The following is an 18,951-nucleotide window of genomic DNA, read 5'->3' as shown; positions in this document are numbered from 1 at the left end:
CCTATCTCAAGCCCGGTGCGTTACCATACCCGGCCGGACGCGGCGACCTGCTGCGCGCAGGAGTTCGTATGGCCCATCCGTTTGAAACACTCACTCCCGACCTGGTTCTCGACGCCGTCGAAAGCATCGGTTTTCTCAGCGACGCTCGCGTATTGGCGCTCAACAGCTACGAAAACCGCGTCTATCAGGTGGGCATCGAAGACTCCGAGCCGCTGATCGCCAAGTTCTATCGTCCGCAGCGCTGGACCAACGAAGCCATCCTCGAAGAACACAGCTTTACCTTCGAGCTCGCCGAGTGCGATGTGCCGGTGGTCGCGCCGATGATCCATAACGGCAAGAGCCTGTTCGAACACGCCGGTTTCCGCTTCACCCTGTTTCCTCGCCGTGGCGGCCGCGCGCCGGAGCCGGGCAACCTCGACCAGTTGTACCGCCTCGGGCAGTTGCTCGGGCGCTTGCACGCCGTCGGCGCCACCCGCCCCTTCGAACACCGCGAAGCCCTCGGGGTGAAGAACTTCGGTCACGACTCCCTCACGACCCTGCTCGAAGGCAATTTCATTCCCAAAAGCCTGCTGCCGGCCTACGAGTCCGTCGCCCGCGACCTGCTCAAGCGTGTGGAAGAGGTGTACAAGGCCACGCCGCACAAGAACATCCGCATGCACGGCGATTGCCACCCCGGCAACATGATGTGTCGCGACGAAATGTTCCACATCGTCGACCTGGATGACTGCCGCATGGGCCCGGCGGTGCAGGACCTTTGGATGATGCTCGCCGGCGACCGCCAGGAATGCCTCGGCCAGTTGTCCGAGTTGATGGACGGCTATCAGGAGTTCCACGACTTCGACCCGCGCGAACTGGCCCTGATCGAACCGTTGCGCGCCTTGCGCCTGATGCACTACAGCGCCTGGCTGGCACGACGCTGGGACGACCCGGCGTTCCCCCACAGCTTCCCGTGGTTTGGCAGCGAGCGGTATTGGGGTGACCAGGTGCTGGCATTGCGTGAGCAGCTCTCAGCCCTCAACGAAGAGCCGCTGAAACTCTTCTGATTGTTTTTAATGTGGCAGGGGGCTTGCCCCCTCCCACACAAAGCAGACCTCATTACCAATCCAGTCCCATTGGTTGACAAATATCCTTACAATCGCGCTTTGTTAGCTGCCTAAGCAAGGATTCTGCAATGCACGCCGCCAACCCCCGCAAGGGGTACATCCTGGGCCTGAGTGCCTACGTCATCTGGGGTCTGTTCCCGCTCTACTTCAAAGCCATCGCCAGTGTTCCCGCCGCCGAAATCATCGTGCACCGCGTGCTATGGTCGGCGCTGTTTGGCAGCTTGCTGTTGATGGCCTGGAAACATCCCGGCTGGTTCCGCGAACTGCGCGACAACCCCAAGCGCCTGGCGATCCTGGCCCTCAGCGGTTCGTTGATCGCCGGTAACTGGCTGACCTATGTCTGGTCGGTGAACAGCGGGCGCATGCTCGAAGCCAGCCTGGGCTACTACATCAACCCGCTGGTGAATGTGCTGCTGGGCATGCTGCTGCTCGGCGAGCGGCTGCGTCGCCTGCAATGGGTGGCCGTGGGGCTGGCCGCGGTGGGTGTGGCGCAACAGGTATGGCAGGTGGGGAGCTTGCCGTGGGTATCTTTAGTGCTGGCGCTGACCTTTGGTTTCTACGGCCTGATCCGCAAGCAGGCGCCGGTCAAGGCGCTGCCGGGGCTGGTGGTGGAAACCTGGATGCTGGTGCCGATCGCCGTGGCATGGTTGCTGTTCAATCCGTCGGCCCACAGTGCACAACTGGCATTCTGGAGCACGTCCGAAGCCTGGTGGCTGGTAGCGGCGGGCCCGGTGACGCTGATCCCGCTGGTGTGCTTCAACGCCGCCGCACGGCATTTGCCCTACACCGCCCTGGGCTTTTTGCAGTATGTGGCGCCGACCCTGGTGCTGCTGGAAGCCGTCCTGCTGTTCGGTGAACACCTGGCGCCCAGCACCCTGCTCGCTTTCGCCTTTATCTGGGCCGGCCTGGTGGTCTATAGCGTGGACGCCTGGCTGACCGTGCGCAAACGCTGATCAAATAACGTACAAACCTGTGCAAGCCACGGCCCGCGTGGCTTGCAGGCATTCACCCCAAGGTTATCCACAGCCTGGTCCCCGTCATTTGTGCACAAGCCGTTGAAACTGCTCGTTTTTTGCTCAGATGACGAAGACGGCCGGCCGGCGTGGCCTGGGGCCGAGTCTCTACAGGTTATCCACAGGCCCATGCAAGATTTCCATGCATAACCTGGTGGGCAGATTATTCCTCGTTGTGCAGTTCCACCATCAGGTCGTCTGCCAAGGTTTCCAGGGATTGCTGCAAGTCATCCAGGGATAACGTCGCCGGCACCTGCAACAGCGCCTCGGCGGTAAACAGTGGGTCGCCACTCATGGGCGCTGGGCGCACATCGGTGCTCAGGCTACCCAGGTTCACGCCCTGCTTGCTCAACAGCGCCGTGATCTCGCGCACGATGCCCGAACGGTCATTGCCCACCAGCGTCATCAGAATCGATTTGGACGCCACAGCCTGGCCAGTGCTGCCCTCCCCCACCAGCACGCGAATGCCGTGTGTGGATAAATCCTCCAGCGCATCGACCAACGCCTGACGGTTCTCCGCCGGCACGCTGACTCGCAGAATCCCGGCAAACTGGCCAGCCATGTGAGCCATGCGACTCTCGAGCCAGTTGCCACCGTGGACCGCGATGTTCTGCGCGACGCGTTCGACCAGGCCGGGTTTGTCGGCGGCGATAATAGTGAGTACAAGATGGTCCATGGCAAAGCCCTCTGGTGCTGATACCGGTAGGAGCGAGAGTGCTCGCGAAGGTCGTTAACGATAGCGCGGGAATACTGACACCCAACGGCACCCTCAGGTTGTTCGCGAGCGAGCGCGTTCCTACAAGGTGGACGCCGCAGCCCATGAAAACAAATCGTGTACCATTTTTATATTTATATGGAACAATCTCATGGTTTTTTGAGAACATCCCATACCCCACTGTGACCGTACGACCAAAGTGGGTCGCTAAACGACGTATTTAGTCTAATTTTCACAACCGCAAATCATCATGTAGTATGCCCAGTCGCGCACTACATAACGTTAGGTCGATGTCTGCCAAGGCGCCAACGTATCACGATAACCCGCCAGCCCAGCCGCCTCGACGGCATGTACTGGGGGATCGGGTTCGTGGTTTAAATGGCCAGAGGCTTCATTGGTAAATTGAAAAGCTGAAAAGCGCATAAGCTCCGCAGAGTGAGGCAAGCAATGACTGAACACGTTCAAGTCGGTGGCCTGCAGGTCGCCAAAGTCCTGTTCGACTTCGTGAACAACGAAGCCATTCCCGGTACCGGCATCACTGCCGACCAGTTCTGGGCCGGCGCCGACAAGGTCATCCACGACCTGGCACCGAAGAACAAAGCCCTACTCGCCAAACGCGACGATTTCCAAGCGCGGATCGACACCTGGCACCAGACCCACGCCGGCCAGGCCCATGACCCGGTGGCCTACAAGGCCTTCCTGCAAGATATCGGATACCTGCTGCCAGAAGCCGCAGACTTCCAGGCCTCGACCCAAAACGTCGACGACGAAATCGCCCGCATGGCCGGCCCGCAGCTGGTGGTGCCGGTGATGAACGCCCGTTTCGCCCTCAACGCCTCCAATGCACGCTGGGGCTCGCTGTATGACGCGCTGTATGGCACCGATGCCATCAGCGAAGCCGACGGCGCCGAAAAGGGCAAGGGCTACAACAAGGTGCGCGGCGACAAGGTCATCGCCTTCGCCCGCGCCTTCCTCGACGAGGCTGCGCCGCTCAGCGCCGGCAGCCATGTCGACTCCACCGGCTATAAAATCGCTGATGGCAAGCTGATTGTCAGCCTCAAGGGCGGCAGTAACAGCGGCCTGCGCGACGACGCGCAGTTGATCGGCTTCCAGGGCCCCGCGGCCCAGCCGATTGCGATCCTGCTGAAACACAACGGCCTACACTTCGAAATCCAGATCGACGCCAGCACCCCAGTCGGCCAGACCGACGCTGCCGGCGTCAAAGACGTCCTGATGGAGGCCGCGCTGACCACCATCATGGACTGCGAAGACTCCGTCGCAGCCGTCGATGCCGACGACAAAGTGGTGATCTACCGCAACTGGCTCGGCCTGATGAAGGGTGACTTGGCCGAGGAAGTGGCCAAGGGTGGCAAGACCTTCACCCGCACCATGAACCCCGACCGCGTCTACACCGGCGTGGATGGCCAGGACGTGACGCTGCACGGCCGTTCGCTGCTGTTCGTGCGCAACGTGGGTCACCTGATGACCATCGACGCGATCCTCGACAAAGCGGGCAACGAAGTACCGGAAGGTATCCTCGACGGCCTGCTGACCAGCCTGGCGGCGATCCATAGCCTCAACGGCAACAGCAGCCGCAAGAACAGCCGTACCGGTTCGGTATACATCGTGAAGCCGAAGATGCACGGCCCGGAAGAAGCCGCGTTCACCAACGAGCTGTTCGGTCGCATCGAAGACGTGCTGAACCTGCCGCGCAATACCCTCAAAGTCGGGATCATGGACGAGGAGCGCCGTACCACGGTCAACCTCAAGGCCTGTATCAAGGCCGCCAGCGAGCGCGTGGTGTTTATCAACACCGGCTTCCTCGACCGTACCGGCGACGAAATCCACACCTCCATGGAGGCCGGTGCGATGGTGCGCAAGGCCGCCATGAAAACCGAAAAGTGGATCGGCGCCTATGAAAACTGGAACGTCGATATCGGCTTGAGCACCGGCCTGCAAGGTCGTGCACAGATCGGTAAAGGCATGTGGGCAATGCCCGACCTGATGGCGGCGATGCTCGAACAGAAAATCGCCCACCCGTTGGCCGGCGCCAATACCGCCTGGGTCCCATCGCCTACCGCTGCGGCGCTGCACGCACTGCACTACCACAAGGTCGACGTGTTCGCGCGCCAGGCCGAACTGGCCAAGCGCGAACGCGCGTCGGTGGACGATATCCTGACCATTCCCCTGGCCAAGAACACTGATTGGTCCGAGGAAGAGATCCGCAACGAACTGGATAACAACGCCCAGGGCATCCTCGGCTACGTCGTCCGCTGGATCGACCAAGGCGTTGGCTGCTCCAAAGTGCCGGACATCAACGACGTCGGCCTGATGGAAGACCGCGCCACCCTGCGCATCTCCAGCCAGCACATCGCCAACTGGCTGCGCCACGGCGTTGTGACTCAGGACCAGGTGATGGAAAGCCTCAAGCGCATGGCGCCGGTGGTGGACCGTCAGAATGCCGGGGATGCGTTGTACCGTCCGCTGGCGCCGGATTTCGATAGCAATATCGCGTTCCAGGCGGCGGTGGAATTGGTGATTGAAGGGACCAAGCAACCGAATGGTTATACCGAGCCGGTATTGCACCGCAAGCGTCGGGAGTTCAAGGCCAAAAACGGCCTGTAACCAACGCGGCCCCTGTAGGAGCGAGCTTGCTCGCGAAGAACCAACAGGCAACGCGGGCTATCTGGTAACACTGCGTTTTCGTTCACGGTTTTCGCGAGCAAGCTCGCTCCTACAGGTAAAAGAAAGCCCTGATCTCGCGATCAGGGCTTTTTTTGTTTCAACGGGCTTTACTGCGTCATCCCCAGCTCACGCTTGACCATCTTCGCCAACTTCACGCTATCGATCGGTTTGAGCAGGAAGTCCAATACACCATCATGCATAGCATCAATCACGTCCTTGGCGTCCGCGTCCCCCGACATGATGATGATCGGCAATGCCGCGCGAGTGGATCCACGTACCTTGCGGATCAGTTCCAAGCCACTGCTGGGCTCCATGCGCAGGTCAGTGATCAACAAGCCGATGGAGCTGCTGGAGCTCAACAAGTCCCACGCCGCCTCACCGCTGTCAGCGGTCATGCAGCCAATATCATCCAGCCTCAGGATCTCCGCCAACAATTCCCGCGCGTCCTTGTCGTCGTCAACAATCAACACGCGTTGTGGCGGTAAATCAGGCTCCAGCATCACGGCGCTCAGCGCCTCGCGCTCGGCATCGCTCAAAATATCGTGGTCGGACATACGTTTCTCAGCAGTTCTATTCAACTCCCAGCACACTCGTCAGACATCTGCGGAAGGGCGATCAATGTGCACTTCGTCGGAAAGTTTGCCTAGTGGGTGTTCTACGGGGTTTGGACGATAGCCATGTAAGGTTTTTCCCTAGATTTACACCTCGTTGGTCGACCTAGACTTACGTCCAATGGGCACCCGCCGCGCAGGAGTCGACCATGCAGGACGATAACGACAAAAAAATTGCGGTCATGGTTATGAGTAAAGCTGATGCTTTCGCCCAGGCAGGAAAAACAGCGGTATTGCAGAATATCCACGGCACCCTGCAGTTCCTGCAACGCTTCCCGCCGTTCAACCAGATGGAAAACGCCCACCTGGCATTTCTGGTGGAACAGTGCCAATTGCGCTTCTACGCCCCCGGCGAGAGCATCCTCAAACCGTCGGGTGGGCCGGTCGAGCACTTCTATATTGTCAAACAGGGCCGGGTGGTCGGCGAAAGGCCCGACTCGGCCGAAACCACCTTCGAAATCACCACCGGCGAGTGCTTCCCCCTCGCCGCACTGCTTGGCGAACGAGCGACCCGCACCGAGCACAAGGCGGCCGAAGACACCTTCTGCCTGCAACTGAACAAACCGGCTTTTATCAAACTGTTCGCGCTGTCCAGCCCGTTTCGCGACTTTGCCCTGCGCGGCGTCAGCAGCCTGCTGGACCAGGTCAACCAGCAAGTGCAGCAAAAAGCCGTGGAAACCCTCGGCACCCAATATTCCCTGAACACCCGCCTGGGCGAATTGGCCATGCGCCATCCGGTCACGTGCAGCCCCGACACACCGCTACGCGAAGCGGTGACGCTGATGCATGAGCAACAGGTCGGCAGCATCGTGATCGTCGACGAGCACAAGGCGCCCTTGGGGATTTTCACCCTGCGTGACCTGCGCCAGGTGGTGGCCGACGGCACCAGCGATTTCACCCAGGGCATCAAAGGGTCTATGACCCAGGCGCCGTTCTTCTTGACCCCGGACCATAGCGCCTTCGACGCCGCCATCGCCATGACCGAGCGGCATATCGCCCATGTGTGCCTGGTGAAAGACCAGCGCCTGTGTGGGGTGGTGTCCGAGCGCGATCTGTTTTCCCTGCAACGTGTCGACCTGGTCCACCTGGCCCGCACCATTCGTAACGCACCCCGGGTGGAGAACCTGGTGGCGATACGCGGCGAGATCGGCCAGTTGGTGGAACGCATGCTGGCCCATGGGGCATCATCCACCCAGATCACCCACATCATTACCCTGCTTAACGATCACACCGTGTGCCGGGTAATCGAGCTGACCCTGGCGGAAAAAGGCGACCCCGGCGTGCCGTTCAGTTGGCTGTGTTTCGGCAGTGAAGGCCGTCGCGAGCAGACGCTGTACACCGACCAGGACAACGGCATTCTGTTCGACGCCAAGGACGCCGCCGAAGCCGCCGAGATTCGTGGCCGCTTATTGCCGCTGGCGCAGCAGATCAACCAGAGCCTGGCGCTGTGTGGCTTCAGCCTGTGCAAGGGCAATATCATGGCCGGCAACCCGGAGCTGTGCCTATCGCGAGCCGAATGGGCACGCCGGTTTGCCGCGTTTATCCGCGAGGCGACGCCGGAGAACCTGTTGGGCTCGAGCATCTATTTCGACCTGCGGGTGGTATGGGGCGACGAGCAAGGCTGCGAGCAACTGCGCCAAGGCATTCTCGACCAGGTCGCGGACAACCGGCTGTTCCAGCGCATGCTCGCCGAAAACGCCTTGCGCCAACGCCCGCCGGTGGGACGTTTTCGCGAGTTCGTGCTGACGCGCAAAGGTGGCGAGAAAGCCACGCTGGACCTCAAGGTGCAGGGCCTCACGCCGTTTGTCGACGGTGCACGCCTGCTGGCCCTGGCCAACGATGTCCACGCCATCAACACCCTGGAGCGTCTGCGCCAGCTGGTGGCCAAGGGCGTGATCGAACCACTGGATGGTGCCGCCTATGAAGAGGCGTACCACTTTATCCAGCAAACCCGCATGCAGCAGCACCAGTTGCAGACCCGGGAAAACCAGGCGTACTCCAACCGTGTCGACCCCGACAGCCTCAACCATCTGGACCGACGTATCCTGCGCGAATCCCTGCGCCAGGCCCAGCGCCTGCAAAGCAGCCTGACCTTGCGGTATCAACTGTGAGCCTGTTCGGTTGGCTGCGTGCGGCAAAACCCGGACTGGATGCGGCGCAACAGCGGCGCCTGGAACAGTTACCCAAACCTGCGCCGCTGGGCGACGTGTCGCTGCGTCAGCAGCGCTGGGTGGTGGTCGACCTGGAAACCAGCGGCCTGAACCTCAACCGCGACCTGGTGCTGTCGATCGGCGCCGTGGTGATCGAGGACGGCGCGGTGGATTTTTCCCAGCTGTTCGAGCGCACCCTGCAACGCACCGAGACCAAGCTCAGCCCCAGCGTACTGATCCACGGCCTTGGCCCCAGCGCTATCGCCGCCGGTAGCGACCCGGTGGAGGCGCTGCTGGATTTCATGGCGTTCGTCGGTGACAGCCCGCTGCTGGCCTTCCATGCACCGTTCGACCAACACATGCTCGGCCGCGCGCTCAAGGACAGCCTGGGTTACCGCCTGGCCCATCCGTTTCTCGACGTGGCCGACATTGCACCGCTGCTGTGCCCCGAGGCGAACATACGCGAAGCCGGGTTGGACCACTGGCTCGAGCACTTCAACCTGCAAGTCGGTGAACGCCACCACGCCAGCGCCGATGCCCTGGCCACGGCGGAACTGATGCTGATCCTGTTCAGCCGCGCGCGCCAGCAGCAGATCGACACCCCTCAGGCATTGCAAGAGCGTTTGAGCCAATGGAAACGGCGTAAACAAACGCCATCGTTTTAATAGCAACCGCCCGACAGACACCAATTGCGCCCGCCCCACGCCTCTGACACAATCGCGAATAATTCTCGTTAGTTTAAACTTGTTTATTCGGTGATGCCTTGTCGTCGGTCCAGTCCCCACACAGTGAGCTTGTTGGCGCGTTGTATCGCGACCATCGCAGCTGGCTGCTGGCCTGGCTGCGCCGTAACGTGGCCTGCCCGAGCCGCGCAGAAGACCTGAGCCAGGACACCTTCATGCGCCTGCTGTGCCGTGCCGAGTTGCGTGAACCCCGCGAGCCCCGGGCGTTCCTGGTGGCGATCGCCAAAGGCCTGCTGTTCGACTACTTCCGGCGCGCCGCCCTGGAGCAGGCCTACCTCACCGAACTGATGCTGATCCCGGAAAACGAACACCCCTCGCCGGAAGCACAGCAGCTAATCCTCGAAGACCTCAAGGCCATCGACCGCCTGCTCGGCAAGCTGTCGAGCAAAGCCCGCGCCGCCTTTCTCTATAACCGCCTCGACGGCCTCGGCCACGCCGAAATCGCCCAGCGCCTTGGTGTGTCGGTACCGCGGGTGCGCCAGTACCTGGCCCAGGGCATTCGCCAGTGTTATATCGCCCTGTATGGCGAGCCGTTGTGAGCGCGATCAGTTCAAAACCGGTTTCGGCCCGTGTGCTGGATGCCGCCATTGCCTGGCAACTGTCCCTCGACTCCGGTGACGGCAGCCCGGTGGAGCAGGAAGAGTTCGCCAAATGGCTGGCCAGTGATGAAGAACATGCGCGCGCCTGGCGCCAACTGGGCATGCTTGACCAGCGTTTCAGCATGGCCTCGGGCCCGGCGCGGGCGGCGTTGCTGCAATCGCGCGAGGGCATTCGCCAGCGCGTCCGCAAGCTTGGCAGCGGCCTGGCGAGTATTGCGCTGGTGTGCGGCCTGGCCTTGTTTGTCGGTGAACGCTACGTGCCGATTCACTATTGGCTGGCCGACCAACGCACCGCCACCGGTGAACAGCGCACGCTGAAACTGGCGGACGGCACGCTGATCAACCTCAATACCCACAGCGCCATTGACGTGCGTTTCGATGAACAGCGCCGGCTGATCGTGCTGCAGGAAGGCGAGATCTTCGTCGAAACCGGCCACCACGATGCGCGTCCGTTTTATGTGCAAACCCGCGACGGCAACCTGCGAGCGCTGGGTACGCGGTTTATCGTCAAGCGCGAAGACCACGCCACACGCCTGAGCGTGCTGCAATCGGCGGTCGCTGCCCAGCCCGAGGCATTGCCTCAGGAACAGATTTTCAAGCAAGGCCAGCAAGTACTGATGCGCAGCGACGGCCTCGGCCCGCTGCTGGCCCTCCCCCCCGCCACCGACGCCTGGACGCGCGGCATGCTGGTGGTCGACAACGCGCGCCTGGAAGATGTGGTGGCGGAACTGAGCCGTTATCGCCGCGGCCACCTGGGTGTGGATAAATCCGTGGCCGACCTGCGCATCACCGGCAGCTTCCCGTTGCATGACACCACCTTGGCGCTCAACGCGTTGTTGCCGACCTTGCCGGTGCAGATCGAGCAACACACGCCGTGGTGGGTGACGGTCACGGGTAAGCCTTAGGTTCTGTGTAGCTGGGCTATCGCTATCGGGGGCAAGCCCCCTCCCACATTTTGATGTGGGAATACCTTCAAATGTGGGAGGGCGCTTGCTCCCGATGAGGCCCGCAAGCACGCCGCAAAAAATAGTTTCACCCGGCCCTATCACTTTTCGATTCTCGTTCGGCACCTAGGCAATTGAGAAATATTTCCATTCAGGAGCCGCCGTATGTCCCGCACGCTAGACACTTTGTTGCGCCCCAGCCTGTTAGCCGTGGCCATTGCCCTCAGCACACCGCTGGCCAGCCCTGCGCTGATCGCCGCCGAACAAACCTCCAGCCTGCGTGCCTACAACCTGCCCGCCGCGCCCTTGGCCAGCACCTTGAACCAGATCGCCAGCCAGGCCGGCCTGGCGCTGACCCTCAACCCGACGCTGGCCTCGGGCAAGACCTCGGCGCCGGTTAAAGGCCAGTTCGATGCACAGGGCGCGTTGCGCGAAGCATTGCGTGGGACCGGGTTGCAGTTGGAGCAGAGCAGTGCCGGCACGTACACCCTGGTGGCGATTCCTGAGGGTGTGGTGGCATTGCCGATGACCAACATCACCGGCCAGGGTGATGCGGAAAGTGCCTGGGGGCCCGTAGACGGCTACGTCGCGACTCGCACCGCCGCCGGGACCAAGACCGACACCGCGCTGGTCGAAGCACCGCGCTCGATCTCCATTGCCACCCGCGAGCAAATGCAGGACCGCAACGTCCAGAACCTGGATGACGCGGTCAAGTACATGCCCGGTATTGTGTCCGCCAGCTACGGCAGCGACACCCGCTACGACTGGATGCGCGTACGCGGCTTCGAACCTACGCAATTCCTCGACGGGCTGCCCTTGCCGCGCGGCGTGTACGCCAACCCGAAAGCCGAAACCTGGAACCTCGACCGCCTCGCATTGCTGCGTGGCCCGGCCTCGTCGGTATACGGCCAAACCCCACCGGGCGGCCTGCTGGACATGGTCAGCCGCCGTCCCAGCGCAGAATCAAGCCATGCCATCCAGCTGCAATACGGCAGTGACAACTACCGCCAGATCAACTTCGCCAGCACCGGCAAGATCGATGATGAAGGCCAGTTCCTCTATGGCCTCAGCGGCGTGGTGCGCGATGCCGGCACCCAGGTCGATCACATCGACAACAAGCGCTACAACATCGCGCCCAGCCTGACCTGGAACATCGATACCGATACCAAGCTGACCCTGTTGTCGCAGTTCACTCGCGACGATACCGGCACCACCAGCCAGTTCATGCCGATCCAGGGCACCAAGATCAAATCGCCGCTGGGCGAGGTCTCCCACCACAAAAACCTGGGCGACCCGGACTACGAGTTCTACGACCGCACCTACTACGCGCTGGGCTATGCCTTCGAGCATCGTTTCAACGATACCTGGCAGTTCAAGCAGAACCTGCGCTACACCAAGTCGGAGTTGTCGTTCCAGCAACTGACCGTCGGTTCCTACGCGTTCTCCCCGGCTGATGCCGCGGGCAATATCAGCCGCTCGACCACCAACGTTGACGAAAACATTGGCCAGTTCGCTGTGGATAACAATTTCCAGGCCGACTTTGCCACCGGCGACATCACCCATACCCTGCTGCTGGGCCTGGATCACCAGCGCACCGACACCTCCTATCGCGCGATATACGGCACAGCCTCGGGTATCAACATTTTCAACCCGGTCAACACCCAGCCAACCCTGCGCCCGACAGATGTCAGGCCGTTTTACGACTACAACCAGAAAACCGTGCAAACCGGCCTCTACGTGCAAGACCAGATGGCCCTGGATAAGTGGCGCCTGACCTTGGGCGGGCGTGAGGATTGGGTGCATCAGGGCACCACCTACTTCAACGATAGCGATGCGACCAACACCGACCGCATCAAACACTTCAGTGGCAACGCGGCGCTCAGCTATGTGTTCGACTCGGGGTTCGTCCCCTACGTGTCGTACGCCGAGTCATTCCAACCGGCGAGCAACGCAGATACAAACGCGCTCAAGACATTCAAACCAACGGAAGGCAAGCAATGGGAAATGGGGGTCAAGTACCAGCCGCCCGGCTCCAATACGCTGTTGAGTGCGGCGGTCTACGACCTGACCCAAAAGAATGTGCAGGTGACCACCCTCGGTGCGGGGGGCCAGCAAATCAACGACCAGACCGGTGAAGTGAAGGTCAAGGGCCTGGAGCTGGAAGCGGTGTCTGACGTAAGCGAAAACCTCAAGGTCATTGCCGCCTACACCTTGGCAAAGTCGGAGGTGCAAAAAGGTATCTACAAAGGCAACCGCCTGACATTGATGCCTAATCAACAAGCCTCGCTCTGGACTGACTACACCTGGCACAGCGGCGTACTGGACGGTTTCGGCATCGGCTTGGGCGCCCGCTACACCGGCAATACCTATGGCGACCAGGCCAACACCTGGCTGGGCAAGGCTAACGCCTACACCGTGTTCGACGGCGCGGTGCATTACGACCTCGGCCGCCTCGACAACAGCCTGAAGGGCGCGTCGGTGAAATTGAATGCCACCAACCTGTTCAACAAGGACTACCTGTCGACCTGTGACGGCAACTACTGCTACTTCGGCGACCAACGCAGCGTCGTCGCCAGTGCCACCTACCAGTGGTAATCAGCTGAGTCAGCACCCAGGCCGCCCCTGTGGGCGGCCTGGGTGTGTCTGAAGGCTATACACATGAAAAGCAAAACCATCCGCCGCTGGTCCTTCGTCCACACCTGGAGCAGCCTGATCTGTACGGTGTTCCTGCTGCTGCTCGCCCTCACCGGCCTGCCGCTGATCTTTCACCATGAGATCGATCATCTGCTGGGCAATGAGCCGCAACTGCAAGCGATGCCCGTCGACACCCCGCAGTTGAACCTGGAACAACTGGTGGCCAAGGCCCAGGCCCATCGCCCCGGTGAAGCCCTGCAATACCTGGCCTGGGACGAAGACGACAAGAACGGCGTGATCGCGATCATGGCCGCCACCGCCGGCACCGAGCCCAACTCATCCCACACCTTCATGCTCGACGCGCGCACCGGCGAAGCCGTGGAGATGCCGTCCGCGAACGGCGGGCTGACGCTGTTCCTGCTGCGCTTGCATGTGGATATGTTCGCCGGTCTGCCGGGCAAGTGGCTGCTGGCGTTCATGGGCCTGCTGTTTGTGGTAGCCATCGTCTCGGGTACGGTGCTGTACCTGCCGTTCATGCGCCGCTTGAAGTTCGCCACCGTGCGCCAGGACAAGTCCACGCGCCTGCGCTGGCTTGACCTGCACAACCTGATCGGTGTGGTCACCCTGACCTGGGCGCTGGTGGTCGGCGTGACCGGGGTGATCAGCGCCTGTGCCGATTTGATCATCGCCGCCTGGCGTACCGACAGCCTCAGCGCAATGATCGAACCCTACAAGAACGCCCCGCCGCTGACCCAACGCGCACCGGCTACCGAGCTGCTGAAGATTGCCGCCGAGGCAGCACCCGGCATGCAGCCGGACTTTATCGCCTTCCCCGGCACGCGCTTTTCCAGCGAGCACCATTACGCGGTGTTCATGAAGGGCAGCACGCACCTGACCTCGCACCTGCTCACACCGGTACTGATCGACGCCAGCACCCTGGCCGTCACCGCCATCGCCGAACGGCCGTGGTACATGGACGCCATGGGCATGTCCCAGCCCCTGCACTTTGGTGACTATGGCGGCATGCCGATGAAGGTCCTGTGGGCGGTGTTGGATGTGCTGACCCTCATCGTGCTGGGCAGTGGCATTTACCTGTGGGTCGTGCGGCGCAAGGCAGGCAAGGCATGAAGCCAAGGCAGTCGAGTTTCTGGAAGGTGTTTGGCATTCCGCTGGGGATCGGCCTGCTCAGCGCCGCCGGGTTATTTGCAGCGTTGCTGGGGGATGGGGGATGGGATTCGTTGAGTTGGGTGGGGTTGGGCATACCGGCTGCCATTGGTAGTTGGGCGTTGTTCAAGGGGCGTGGCTGAGTGCGCTATCGGGGGCAAGTCGAATCGTCACACTCCCCCTCGCCAGCCACCGCGCAACCCTCTAGGCTAGCCACAGCCCATTCAGAGGAATGCCCATGTCCGCTCCCAGCATGACCTTGTTCCATAACCCCGCTTCCCCGTTCGTACGCAAAGTGCGCGTGTTGCTGATCGAGACCGGCCAGCAGGACCGTGTAGCGTTGCAGGCCTGCATGCCGACACCGGTCACCCCTGACGCGCAGGTGGTACAAGGCAACCCCGTGGGCAAGATCCCGGCCCTGCGCCTGGCCGACGGCAGTGTGCTGCACGACAGCCGGGTGATCCTCGATTACCTCGACCACCAGCATGTCGGCAACCCGCTGATCCCTCGTGACGGCTCGGCCCGCTGGCGCCGCCTGACCCTGGCGTCGCTGGCCGACGGGATCATGGATGCCGCCGTGCTGGTGCGTTACGAGACCGCCCTGCGTCCAGTGGAAAAACACTGGGCACCGTGGCTCGACGAGCAGCGCAACAAGATCCGCCGCGCCGTCGCCGAACTGGAGCAGGATGCCATCGCCGAACTGGCCAGCCACTTCGACATTGCGTCCATCAGCGTGGCCTGCGCCCTGGGCTACCTCGACTTCCGCCACCCGGACCTGCAATGGCGCTCGGATAACCCCAAGCTTGCCGCCTGGTACGCCGAAGTCAGCCAACGGCCTTCGATGCTGGAGACCCAGCCGCCGACCTGATGTTCACACCGACCCAATGTGGGAGCGGGCTTGCCCGCGATCGCGGTATGTCATTCAGCACATCTGTTTCTGAACCACCGCTATCGCGGGCAAGCCCACTCCCACATTGGACGGTGGTGGTATTGAGGAATGTGGCGATCCTTGCGGCTAACTGCGCCCCTACTTGCTGATCCTCCCGCAACCCGATCATTGCACCGCCTCCAGGTCGAACGTCAACGGCTCGGCCGGCTTGCGCTTGCCCACGCCATACCAATCCAGTTTGCGCGTCAGCACCATCACCGTACCCAGCAGCCCGAACAGCAGCAGCGAGCCCATCAGCAGCGCGTAATCCTCGGCACTCAGCAGCCCGTACAACAAGCCATACAACGCCGCCAACCCCGCCGAAAACCCCAAGCCATGGGCAACGCTGCGCAGCACATGGCACACGTAGAAACCGATCAACAGCACGCAGGCACTTGCCGATATCAGGTACGCCAGGGCAAAGCCCAGGTGCTCGGACAATGACAACAGCAGCAAGTAGAAAAATGCCAAGGCAACACCCACCAATGCATATTGAATCGGGTGCACCGCCAGGCTCTTGAGCACTTCGAAGAGGAAGAAACCGGCAAAGGTCAGGGCGATAAACAGCAGCGCGTATTTGATCGCGCGGTCGCTCTTGAGGTACTGGTCCACCGGGTCGATGAAGTTCACGCCAAAGCTGCGGTTGTTGAAGTCGTTGCAGCCCTGCCCGTCCAGGCAGGTTTGCAGGGCTTGTTCGAGGTTGGTGGAAAAAAAGGAGGTCTGCCAGTTGGCCGTGAAGCCGTTGTCAGTCACTTCGCGCTGGGCCGGCAGGAAGTTGCCGATAAAGCTGGGGTGCGGCCAGTTGGAGGCCAGGGACACCTGGCTGGTCTTGCCCACCGGCACCACTTGTAGTTGCTCGGTGCCTTGCAGGCGCAGGTCGAAAGCAAAGTCGATCACACCTGGCTTTTTACTGTCCTGCTCCGGCAACGTCACATGCACGCCCTCCCCCAGCCAGTCCACTAGGGAGCCCGGTTCGAATTCCAGGCGCTGGCCGCCCAGCTCCAACTTCAGCGCATTTTCGATGCCGCGAATGTCGCTGATGCCCACTGCCAGAAACGCCGCTTCAAAACGGTAATCGGCGAAGTCTTCGGTGATACCCAACTGTGCAGGCAGCTCGAAACGCCCACTGATACGGTTGTCGGCATGGAACAGCCGCGCCTGGTAAATACCCCGTGCGCGCAGTTCGGTCTGCACTTTGCCGTCGAGCTCAAAACGGTCCGGCAGGAAATACAGACGACCCCGCTCTTCACTGGTGACCTCGTAGCGCTTGTTGAGTTTTTCATTGAACTTCCACTCGCGCACGGTCTTGCGATACGGCACCACCATCACCGGGCCGGTGAGGCGCTGGGCATAGCTGGAGCTGCGGGCGATGTCCATCAGGACACCATCGCGCAGTTGCTGGCGGTCGCTGATGATGCCGTTGATCATCAGCAACGGAATCAGCAACAGCAGGATCAGCAGCGCAATCGCGCCAAGTTTGAAAAGCAGGCTGCGGTTCATGGGGTCTCTCCCTGTTTTGATGGGGAGAGTCTGCGCAGCCCATGTGGGCGATTTATGTGGGCAATGTGGAGACTGTGTGGAGATGCAGCACCACCTGCACGCCGCCAGGTACATTGCCGATCTGCAAGGCGCCGCCGTGCAGCTTCATCACTTCCTCGACAAAATTGAGACCCAGGCCGGTGCTCTTGCGCCCGCTGGCCGGTCGCGGCAACGAGTAGAAACGCTCGCTCAGGCGCGGCAAGGCGTAGTCGGGAATCGCCGCGGCCTGGTTAAACAGGCTGATCTGTACATCGTTGTGCCGGGTGTTTGCGCTGAATCTCAAGACGCCACCAGGCGGGGTGAAGTCCAGGGCATTGTCCAGCAGGTTGCCCAGGGCCTGGCGCAGCAGGAAGGGCTCGCCGAACACCTGCACATCGGCGGCAATCGTCTGTTCGACTTGCAGCCCAGCGCCTTCAATTCGCGCACATTGGGCGTTGAGTACAGCATCGACCAAGGCCGCCAGCGGGATGCTCACCTGTTCTTCCAGGCCCTGGCGCTGCTCCACCTGCGCCAGGCTCAGCAGACGCTCGATCAACTGCTGCAAACGCGCGCTTTCGCTGTCGATATTGCCGACGAAGCGCTGCTGCTGCTCACGGGTCATATCACCCTGCAACAGCTCCGCCGCGCCGCGAATTGCGGCCAATGGGCTTTTCAATTCGTGGGTCAGGGTGTGCACGTAATGCTCGACGTACGCCTTGCCCTCCAACTGCGTACGCATATGCTCCACGGCAGTGGATAACTGCTTCAGCTCGCCGCCGCGGTAATGCGGCAACTCGGCACGCCGGCCTTCGCTGACGGCTTCGGCGTAGGCGGTCAGGCGCCGCAGGGCAACGCTCAACCACCACGACAACACTGCGCCCAGCAGCAAGCCGAGGATGACCAGCCCGGCGCCGTACCAGAGCAGGCGCCGCTCGGTGCGGTCGATATACGGCTGCAATGAGCTGTTGGGCTTGGCCACGGTGACCACGCCGATGATCTGGCCATTGTCGCGAATCGGCGCCCCCACGTGCATCACCGAGGAGGTGGGGTCGTCGGCTTCGCTGCGGGTGGAGCGCGCGCCGTATTCACCGCGCAGGGTGAGGTACACATCGTTCCATTTGGAGTAGTCCTGGCCCACCGCTTCGCCACTGGAGTCAAGCAACACCTTGCCCTGGGCGTCCGTCACGTAGATGCGATGGTTGACTTGGTTTTTCGGCAGGCCCCAGATGGTCGCTCCGGGCTGGCGGTTGCCGTAGGCCTTGAGCAGCTCCGGCCAGTGGCTTTGGCCGAGGGTGCCATTCCTGACGTCATCGCGCAGGACTTCAGCCAGCAGGTTGGCCGTATCCACCAGGGTTTCTTCGGTCGACTGGCGCACGCCGGGGCGTATTTCCTTCATCACCGTATTGAGCACGAAGTAGCCGGTCAGGCCGATGAACAGCGCATACACCAGGAAAATCCGCAGCCCCAGGCGCATCAGCTGTGGCTCGGGCTGTAACTGTAGCCGAGGCCGCGATGGGTCTGGATCGGCTCGGCATCGGCGGCCACGCTGCGTAATTTGCTGCGCAGGCTCTTGATATGGCTGTCGATATTGCGCTCATAACCGGCATCGGCGGGCACGCCCACCGCGTCCAGCAGTTGCTCGCGGCTGAACACGCGCTCAGGTTGCTCCAGCAGGCTTTGCAGCAGGCGAAACTCATGGCGCGTCAGGCTCAAGGGATGGCCGCGAAAGCTGATCTGCATGCGCTCCAGGTCGACCTGGAACACAGCGGGCGCCACGCCGGGGCCGACACGCTTGAGGATCGCCCGTACGCGCGCCGCCACTTCCCGCGGGCTGAACGGCTTGACCACATAATCGTCGGCACCGATCTCCAGCCCCACCACCCGATCGATCTCGCCATCCCGTGCACTGAGGAACATCACCGGCACCTCACTGAAACGGCGCAATTGCTTGCAGGTTTCAAAGCCGGTGATGTCCGGCAGTCCGATGTCGAGAATGATCAGGTCGGCCGGGGTCTGGCGTTGATGGGCCAACGCCTCCTGGCCAAGGCTCAGCCAGGTGGTGGTGAAACCCTCGCCTTGCAGGGCGAAAATCAATGTGTCGGCTATCGCCGCTTCGTCTTCGACAATCAGGATATGGGGCATGG

16 protein-coding genes are annotated in these 18,951 nt (G+C 61.6%); 11 read left to right on the top strand and 5 right to left on the bottom strand.

What is annotated here, in order from left to right:
* The first annotated feature begins 68 nt into the window (after positions 1–68).
* Together QU606_RS02910 and rarD are read left to right on the top strand one after the other, a co-directional pair.
* Complete coding sequence (locus QU606_RS02910; RefSeq protein ID WP_024077759.1) at positions 69–1,043, top strand: serine/threonine protein kinase; 975 nt, start codon at positions 69–71, stop codon at positions 1,041–1,043.
* 128 nt (positions 1,044–1,171) lie between these two features.
* Positions 1,172–2,056 (top strand): EamA family transporter RarD, encoded by an 885-nt coding sequence (gene rarD / locus QU606_RS02905; protein ID WP_102623888.1) that lies wholly within the window; start codon positions 1,172–1,174, stop codon positions 2,054–2,056.
* Positions 2,057–2,279: 223 nt separating this feature from the next.
* Here rarD and QU606_RS02900 read toward each other — a convergent pair whose 3' ends face one another.
* Positions 2,280–2,792: a glycine cleavage system protein R gene (locus tag QU606_RS02900; RefSeq protein WP_024077761.1), complete on the bottom strand. Its 513-nt coding sequence runs from the start codon at positions 2,790–2,792 to the stop codon at positions 2,280–2,282.
* A 486-nt stretch (positions 2,793–3,278) separates the two neighbouring features.
* On the opposite strand from QU606_RS02900, the gene QU606_RS02890 reads away from it, so the two are divergent.
* The gene (locus QU606_RS02890) at positions 3,279–5,456 is read left to right on the top strand and encodes a malate synthase G (RefSeq protein ID WP_069077133.1); all 2,178 of its coding nucleotides are present in this window, start codon (positions 3,279–3,281) and stop codon (positions 5,454–5,456) included.
* A 167-nt stretch (positions 5,457–5,623) separates the two neighbouring features.
* On the opposite strand, the gene QU606_RS02885 is transcribed toward QU606_RS02890, so the two are convergent.
* Positions 5,624–6,070 (bottom strand): response regulator, encoded by a 447-nt coding sequence (locus tag QU606_RS02885; RefSeq protein WP_024077763.1) that lies wholly within the window; start codon positions 6,068–6,070, stop codon positions 5,624–5,626.
* Positions 6,071–6,315: 245 nt separating this feature from the next.
* On the opposite strand from QU606_RS02885, the gene QU606_RS02880 reads away from it, so the two are divergent.
* The 8 genes from QU606_RS02880 (at position 6,316) to QU606_RS02845 (ending at position 15,229) form a co-directional block, all read left to right on the top strand.
* The gene (locus tag QU606_RS02880; protein ID WP_172831362.1) at positions 6,316–8,238 is read left to right on the top strand and encodes a putative nucleotidyltransferase substrate binding domain-containing protein; all 1,923 of its coding nucleotides are present in this window, start codon (positions 6,316–6,318) and stop codon (positions 8,236–8,238) included.
* Complete coding sequence (locus QU606_RS02875; protein ID WP_304998101.1) at positions 8,235–8,942, top strand: PolC-type DNA polymerase III; 708 nt, start codon at positions 8,235–8,237, stop codon at positions 8,940–8,942. The genes QU606_RS02880 and QU606_RS02875 overlap by 4 nt, the downstream gene beginning before the upstream one ends.
* Positions 8,943–9,040: 98 nt before the next feature.
* Positions 9,041–9,559, top strand: coding sequence for an RNA polymerase sigma factor (locus tag QU606_RS02870; protein ID WP_304998100.1), 519 nt, complete (start codon positions 9,041–9,043; stop codon positions 9,557–9,559).
* Entirely contained in the window at positions 9,556–10,524 is a 969-nt protein-coding gene (locus QU606_RS02865; RefSeq protein WP_304998099.1) for a FecR domain-containing protein, read from the top strand. The genes QU606_RS02870 and QU606_RS02865 overlap by 4 nt, the downstream gene beginning before the upstream one ends.
* Before the next feature lie 204 nt (positions 10,525–10,728).
* Positions 10,729–13,158, top strand: a complete 2,430-nt coding sequence (locus QU606_RS02860; RefSeq protein ID WP_304998098.1) for a TonB-dependent siderophore receptor — start codon at positions 10,729–10,731, stop codon at positions 13,156–13,158.
* A 63-nt stretch (positions 13,159–13,221) separates the two neighbouring features.
* Positions 13,222–14,325, top strand: coding sequence for a PepSY domain-containing protein (locus tag QU606_RS02855; RefSeq protein ID WP_304998097.1), 1,104 nt, complete (start codon positions 13,222–13,224; stop codon positions 14,323–14,325).
* Positions 14,322–14,504: a hypothetical protein gene (locus tag QU606_RS02850; RefSeq protein ID WP_024077770.1), complete on the top strand. Its 183-nt coding sequence runs from the start codon at positions 14,322–14,324 to the stop codon at positions 14,502–14,504. Before QU606_RS02855 ends, QU606_RS02850 begins: the two co-directional genes overlap by 4 nt.
* Positions 14,505–14,599: 95 nt before the next feature.
* A complete protein-coding gene (locus QU606_RS02845; RefSeq protein WP_069077127.1) occupies positions 14,600–15,229 on the top strand; it encodes a glutathione S-transferase in 630 nt (209 codons plus the stop codon).
* A gap of 186 nt (positions 15,230–15,415) precedes the next feature.
* On the opposite strand, the gene creD is transcribed toward QU606_RS02845, so the two are convergent.
* The 3 genes from creD to creB are packed head-to-tail and all read right to left on the bottom strand — an operon-like array spanning position 15,416 to position 18,949.
* Positions 15,416–16,789, bottom strand: coding sequence for a cell envelope integrity protein CreD (gene creD, locus QU606_RS02840; protein ID WP_304998096.1), 1,374 nt, complete (start codon positions 16,787–16,789; stop codon positions 15,416–15,418).
* A 52-nt stretch (positions 16,790–16,841) separates the two neighbouring features.
* A complete protein-coding gene (gene creC, locus QU606_RS02835) occupies positions 16,842–18,281 on the bottom strand; it encodes a two-component system sensor histidine kinase CreC (protein WP_102625032.1) in 1,440 nt (479 codons plus the stop codon).
* Complete coding sequence (gene creB / locus QU606_RS02830; RefSeq protein ID WP_024077775.1) at positions 18,281–18,949, bottom strand: two-component system response regulator CreB; 669 nt, start codon at positions 18,947–18,949, stop codon at positions 18,281–18,283. Before creB ends, creC begins: the two co-directional genes overlap by 1 nt.
* Positions 18,950–18,951: the final 2 nt, after the last annotated feature.

The sequence above is a fragment of the Pseudomonas sp. OVF7 genome (assembly GCF_030644265.1).
Lineage (GTDB): Bacteria > Pseudomonadota > Gammaproteobacteria > Pseudomonadales > Pseudomonadaceae > Aquipseudomonas > Aquipseudomonas gorinensis.
This window is presented reverse-complemented; position numbering and strand designations above follow the sequence as displayed.

What these genes read in the sequence shown, in the direction of transcription:
- creD (WP_304998096.1), bottom strand. Translation starts at nt 16,789, where the DNA reads ATGAACCGCAGCCTGCTTTTCAAACTTGGCGCGATTGCGCTGCTGATC.
- creB (WP_024077775.1), bottom strand. Translation starts at nt 18,949, where the DNA reads ATGCCCCATATCCTGATTGTCGAAGACGAAGCGGCGATAGCCGACACA.
- QU606_RS02910 (WP_024077759.1), top strand. Translation starts at nt 69, where the DNA reads ATGGCCCATCCGTTTGAAACACTCACTCCCGACCTGGTTCTCGACGCC.
- rarD (WP_102623888.1), top strand. Translation starts at nt 1,172, where the DNA reads ATGCACGCCGCCAACCCCCGCAAGGGGTACATCCTGGGCCTGAGTGCC.
- QU606_RS02885 (WP_024077763.1), bottom strand. Translation starts at nt 6,070, where the DNA reads ATGTCCGACCACGATATTTTGAGCGATGCCGAGCGCGAGGCGCTGAGC.
- QU606_RS02890 (WP_069077133.1), top strand. Translation starts at nt 3,279, where the DNA reads ATGACTGAACACGTTCAAGTCGGTGGCCTGCAGGTCGCCAAAGTCCTG.
- QU606_RS02845 (WP_069077127.1), top strand. Translation starts at nt 14,600, where the DNA reads ATGTCCGCTCCCAGCATGACCTTGTTCCATAACCCCGCTTCCCCGTTC.
- QU606_RS02855 (WP_304998097.1), top strand. Translation starts at nt 13,222, where the DNA reads ATGAAAAGCAAAACCATCCGCCGCTGGTCCTTCGTCCACACCTGGAGC.
- QU606_RS02850 (WP_024077770.1), top strand. Translation starts at nt 14,322, where the DNA reads ATGAAGCCAAGGCAGTCGAGTTTCTGGAAGGTGTTTGGCATTCCGCTG.
- QU606_RS02860 (WP_304998098.1), top strand. Translation starts at nt 10,729, where the DNA reads ATGTCCCGCACGCTAGACACTTTGTTGCGCCCCAGCCTGTTAGCCGTG.
- QU606_RS02880 (WP_172831362.1), top strand. Translation starts at nt 6,316, where the DNA reads ATGAGTAAAGCTGATGCTTTCGCCCAGGCAGGAAAAACAGCGGTATTG.
- QU606_RS02900 (WP_024077761.1), bottom strand. Translation starts at nt 2,792, where the DNA reads ATGGACCATCTTGTACTCACTATTATCGCCGCCGACAAACCCGGCCTG.
- creC (WP_102625032.1), bottom strand. Translation starts at nt 18,281, where the DNA reads ATGCGCCTGGGGCTGCGGATTTTCCTGGTGTATGCGCTGTTCATCGGC.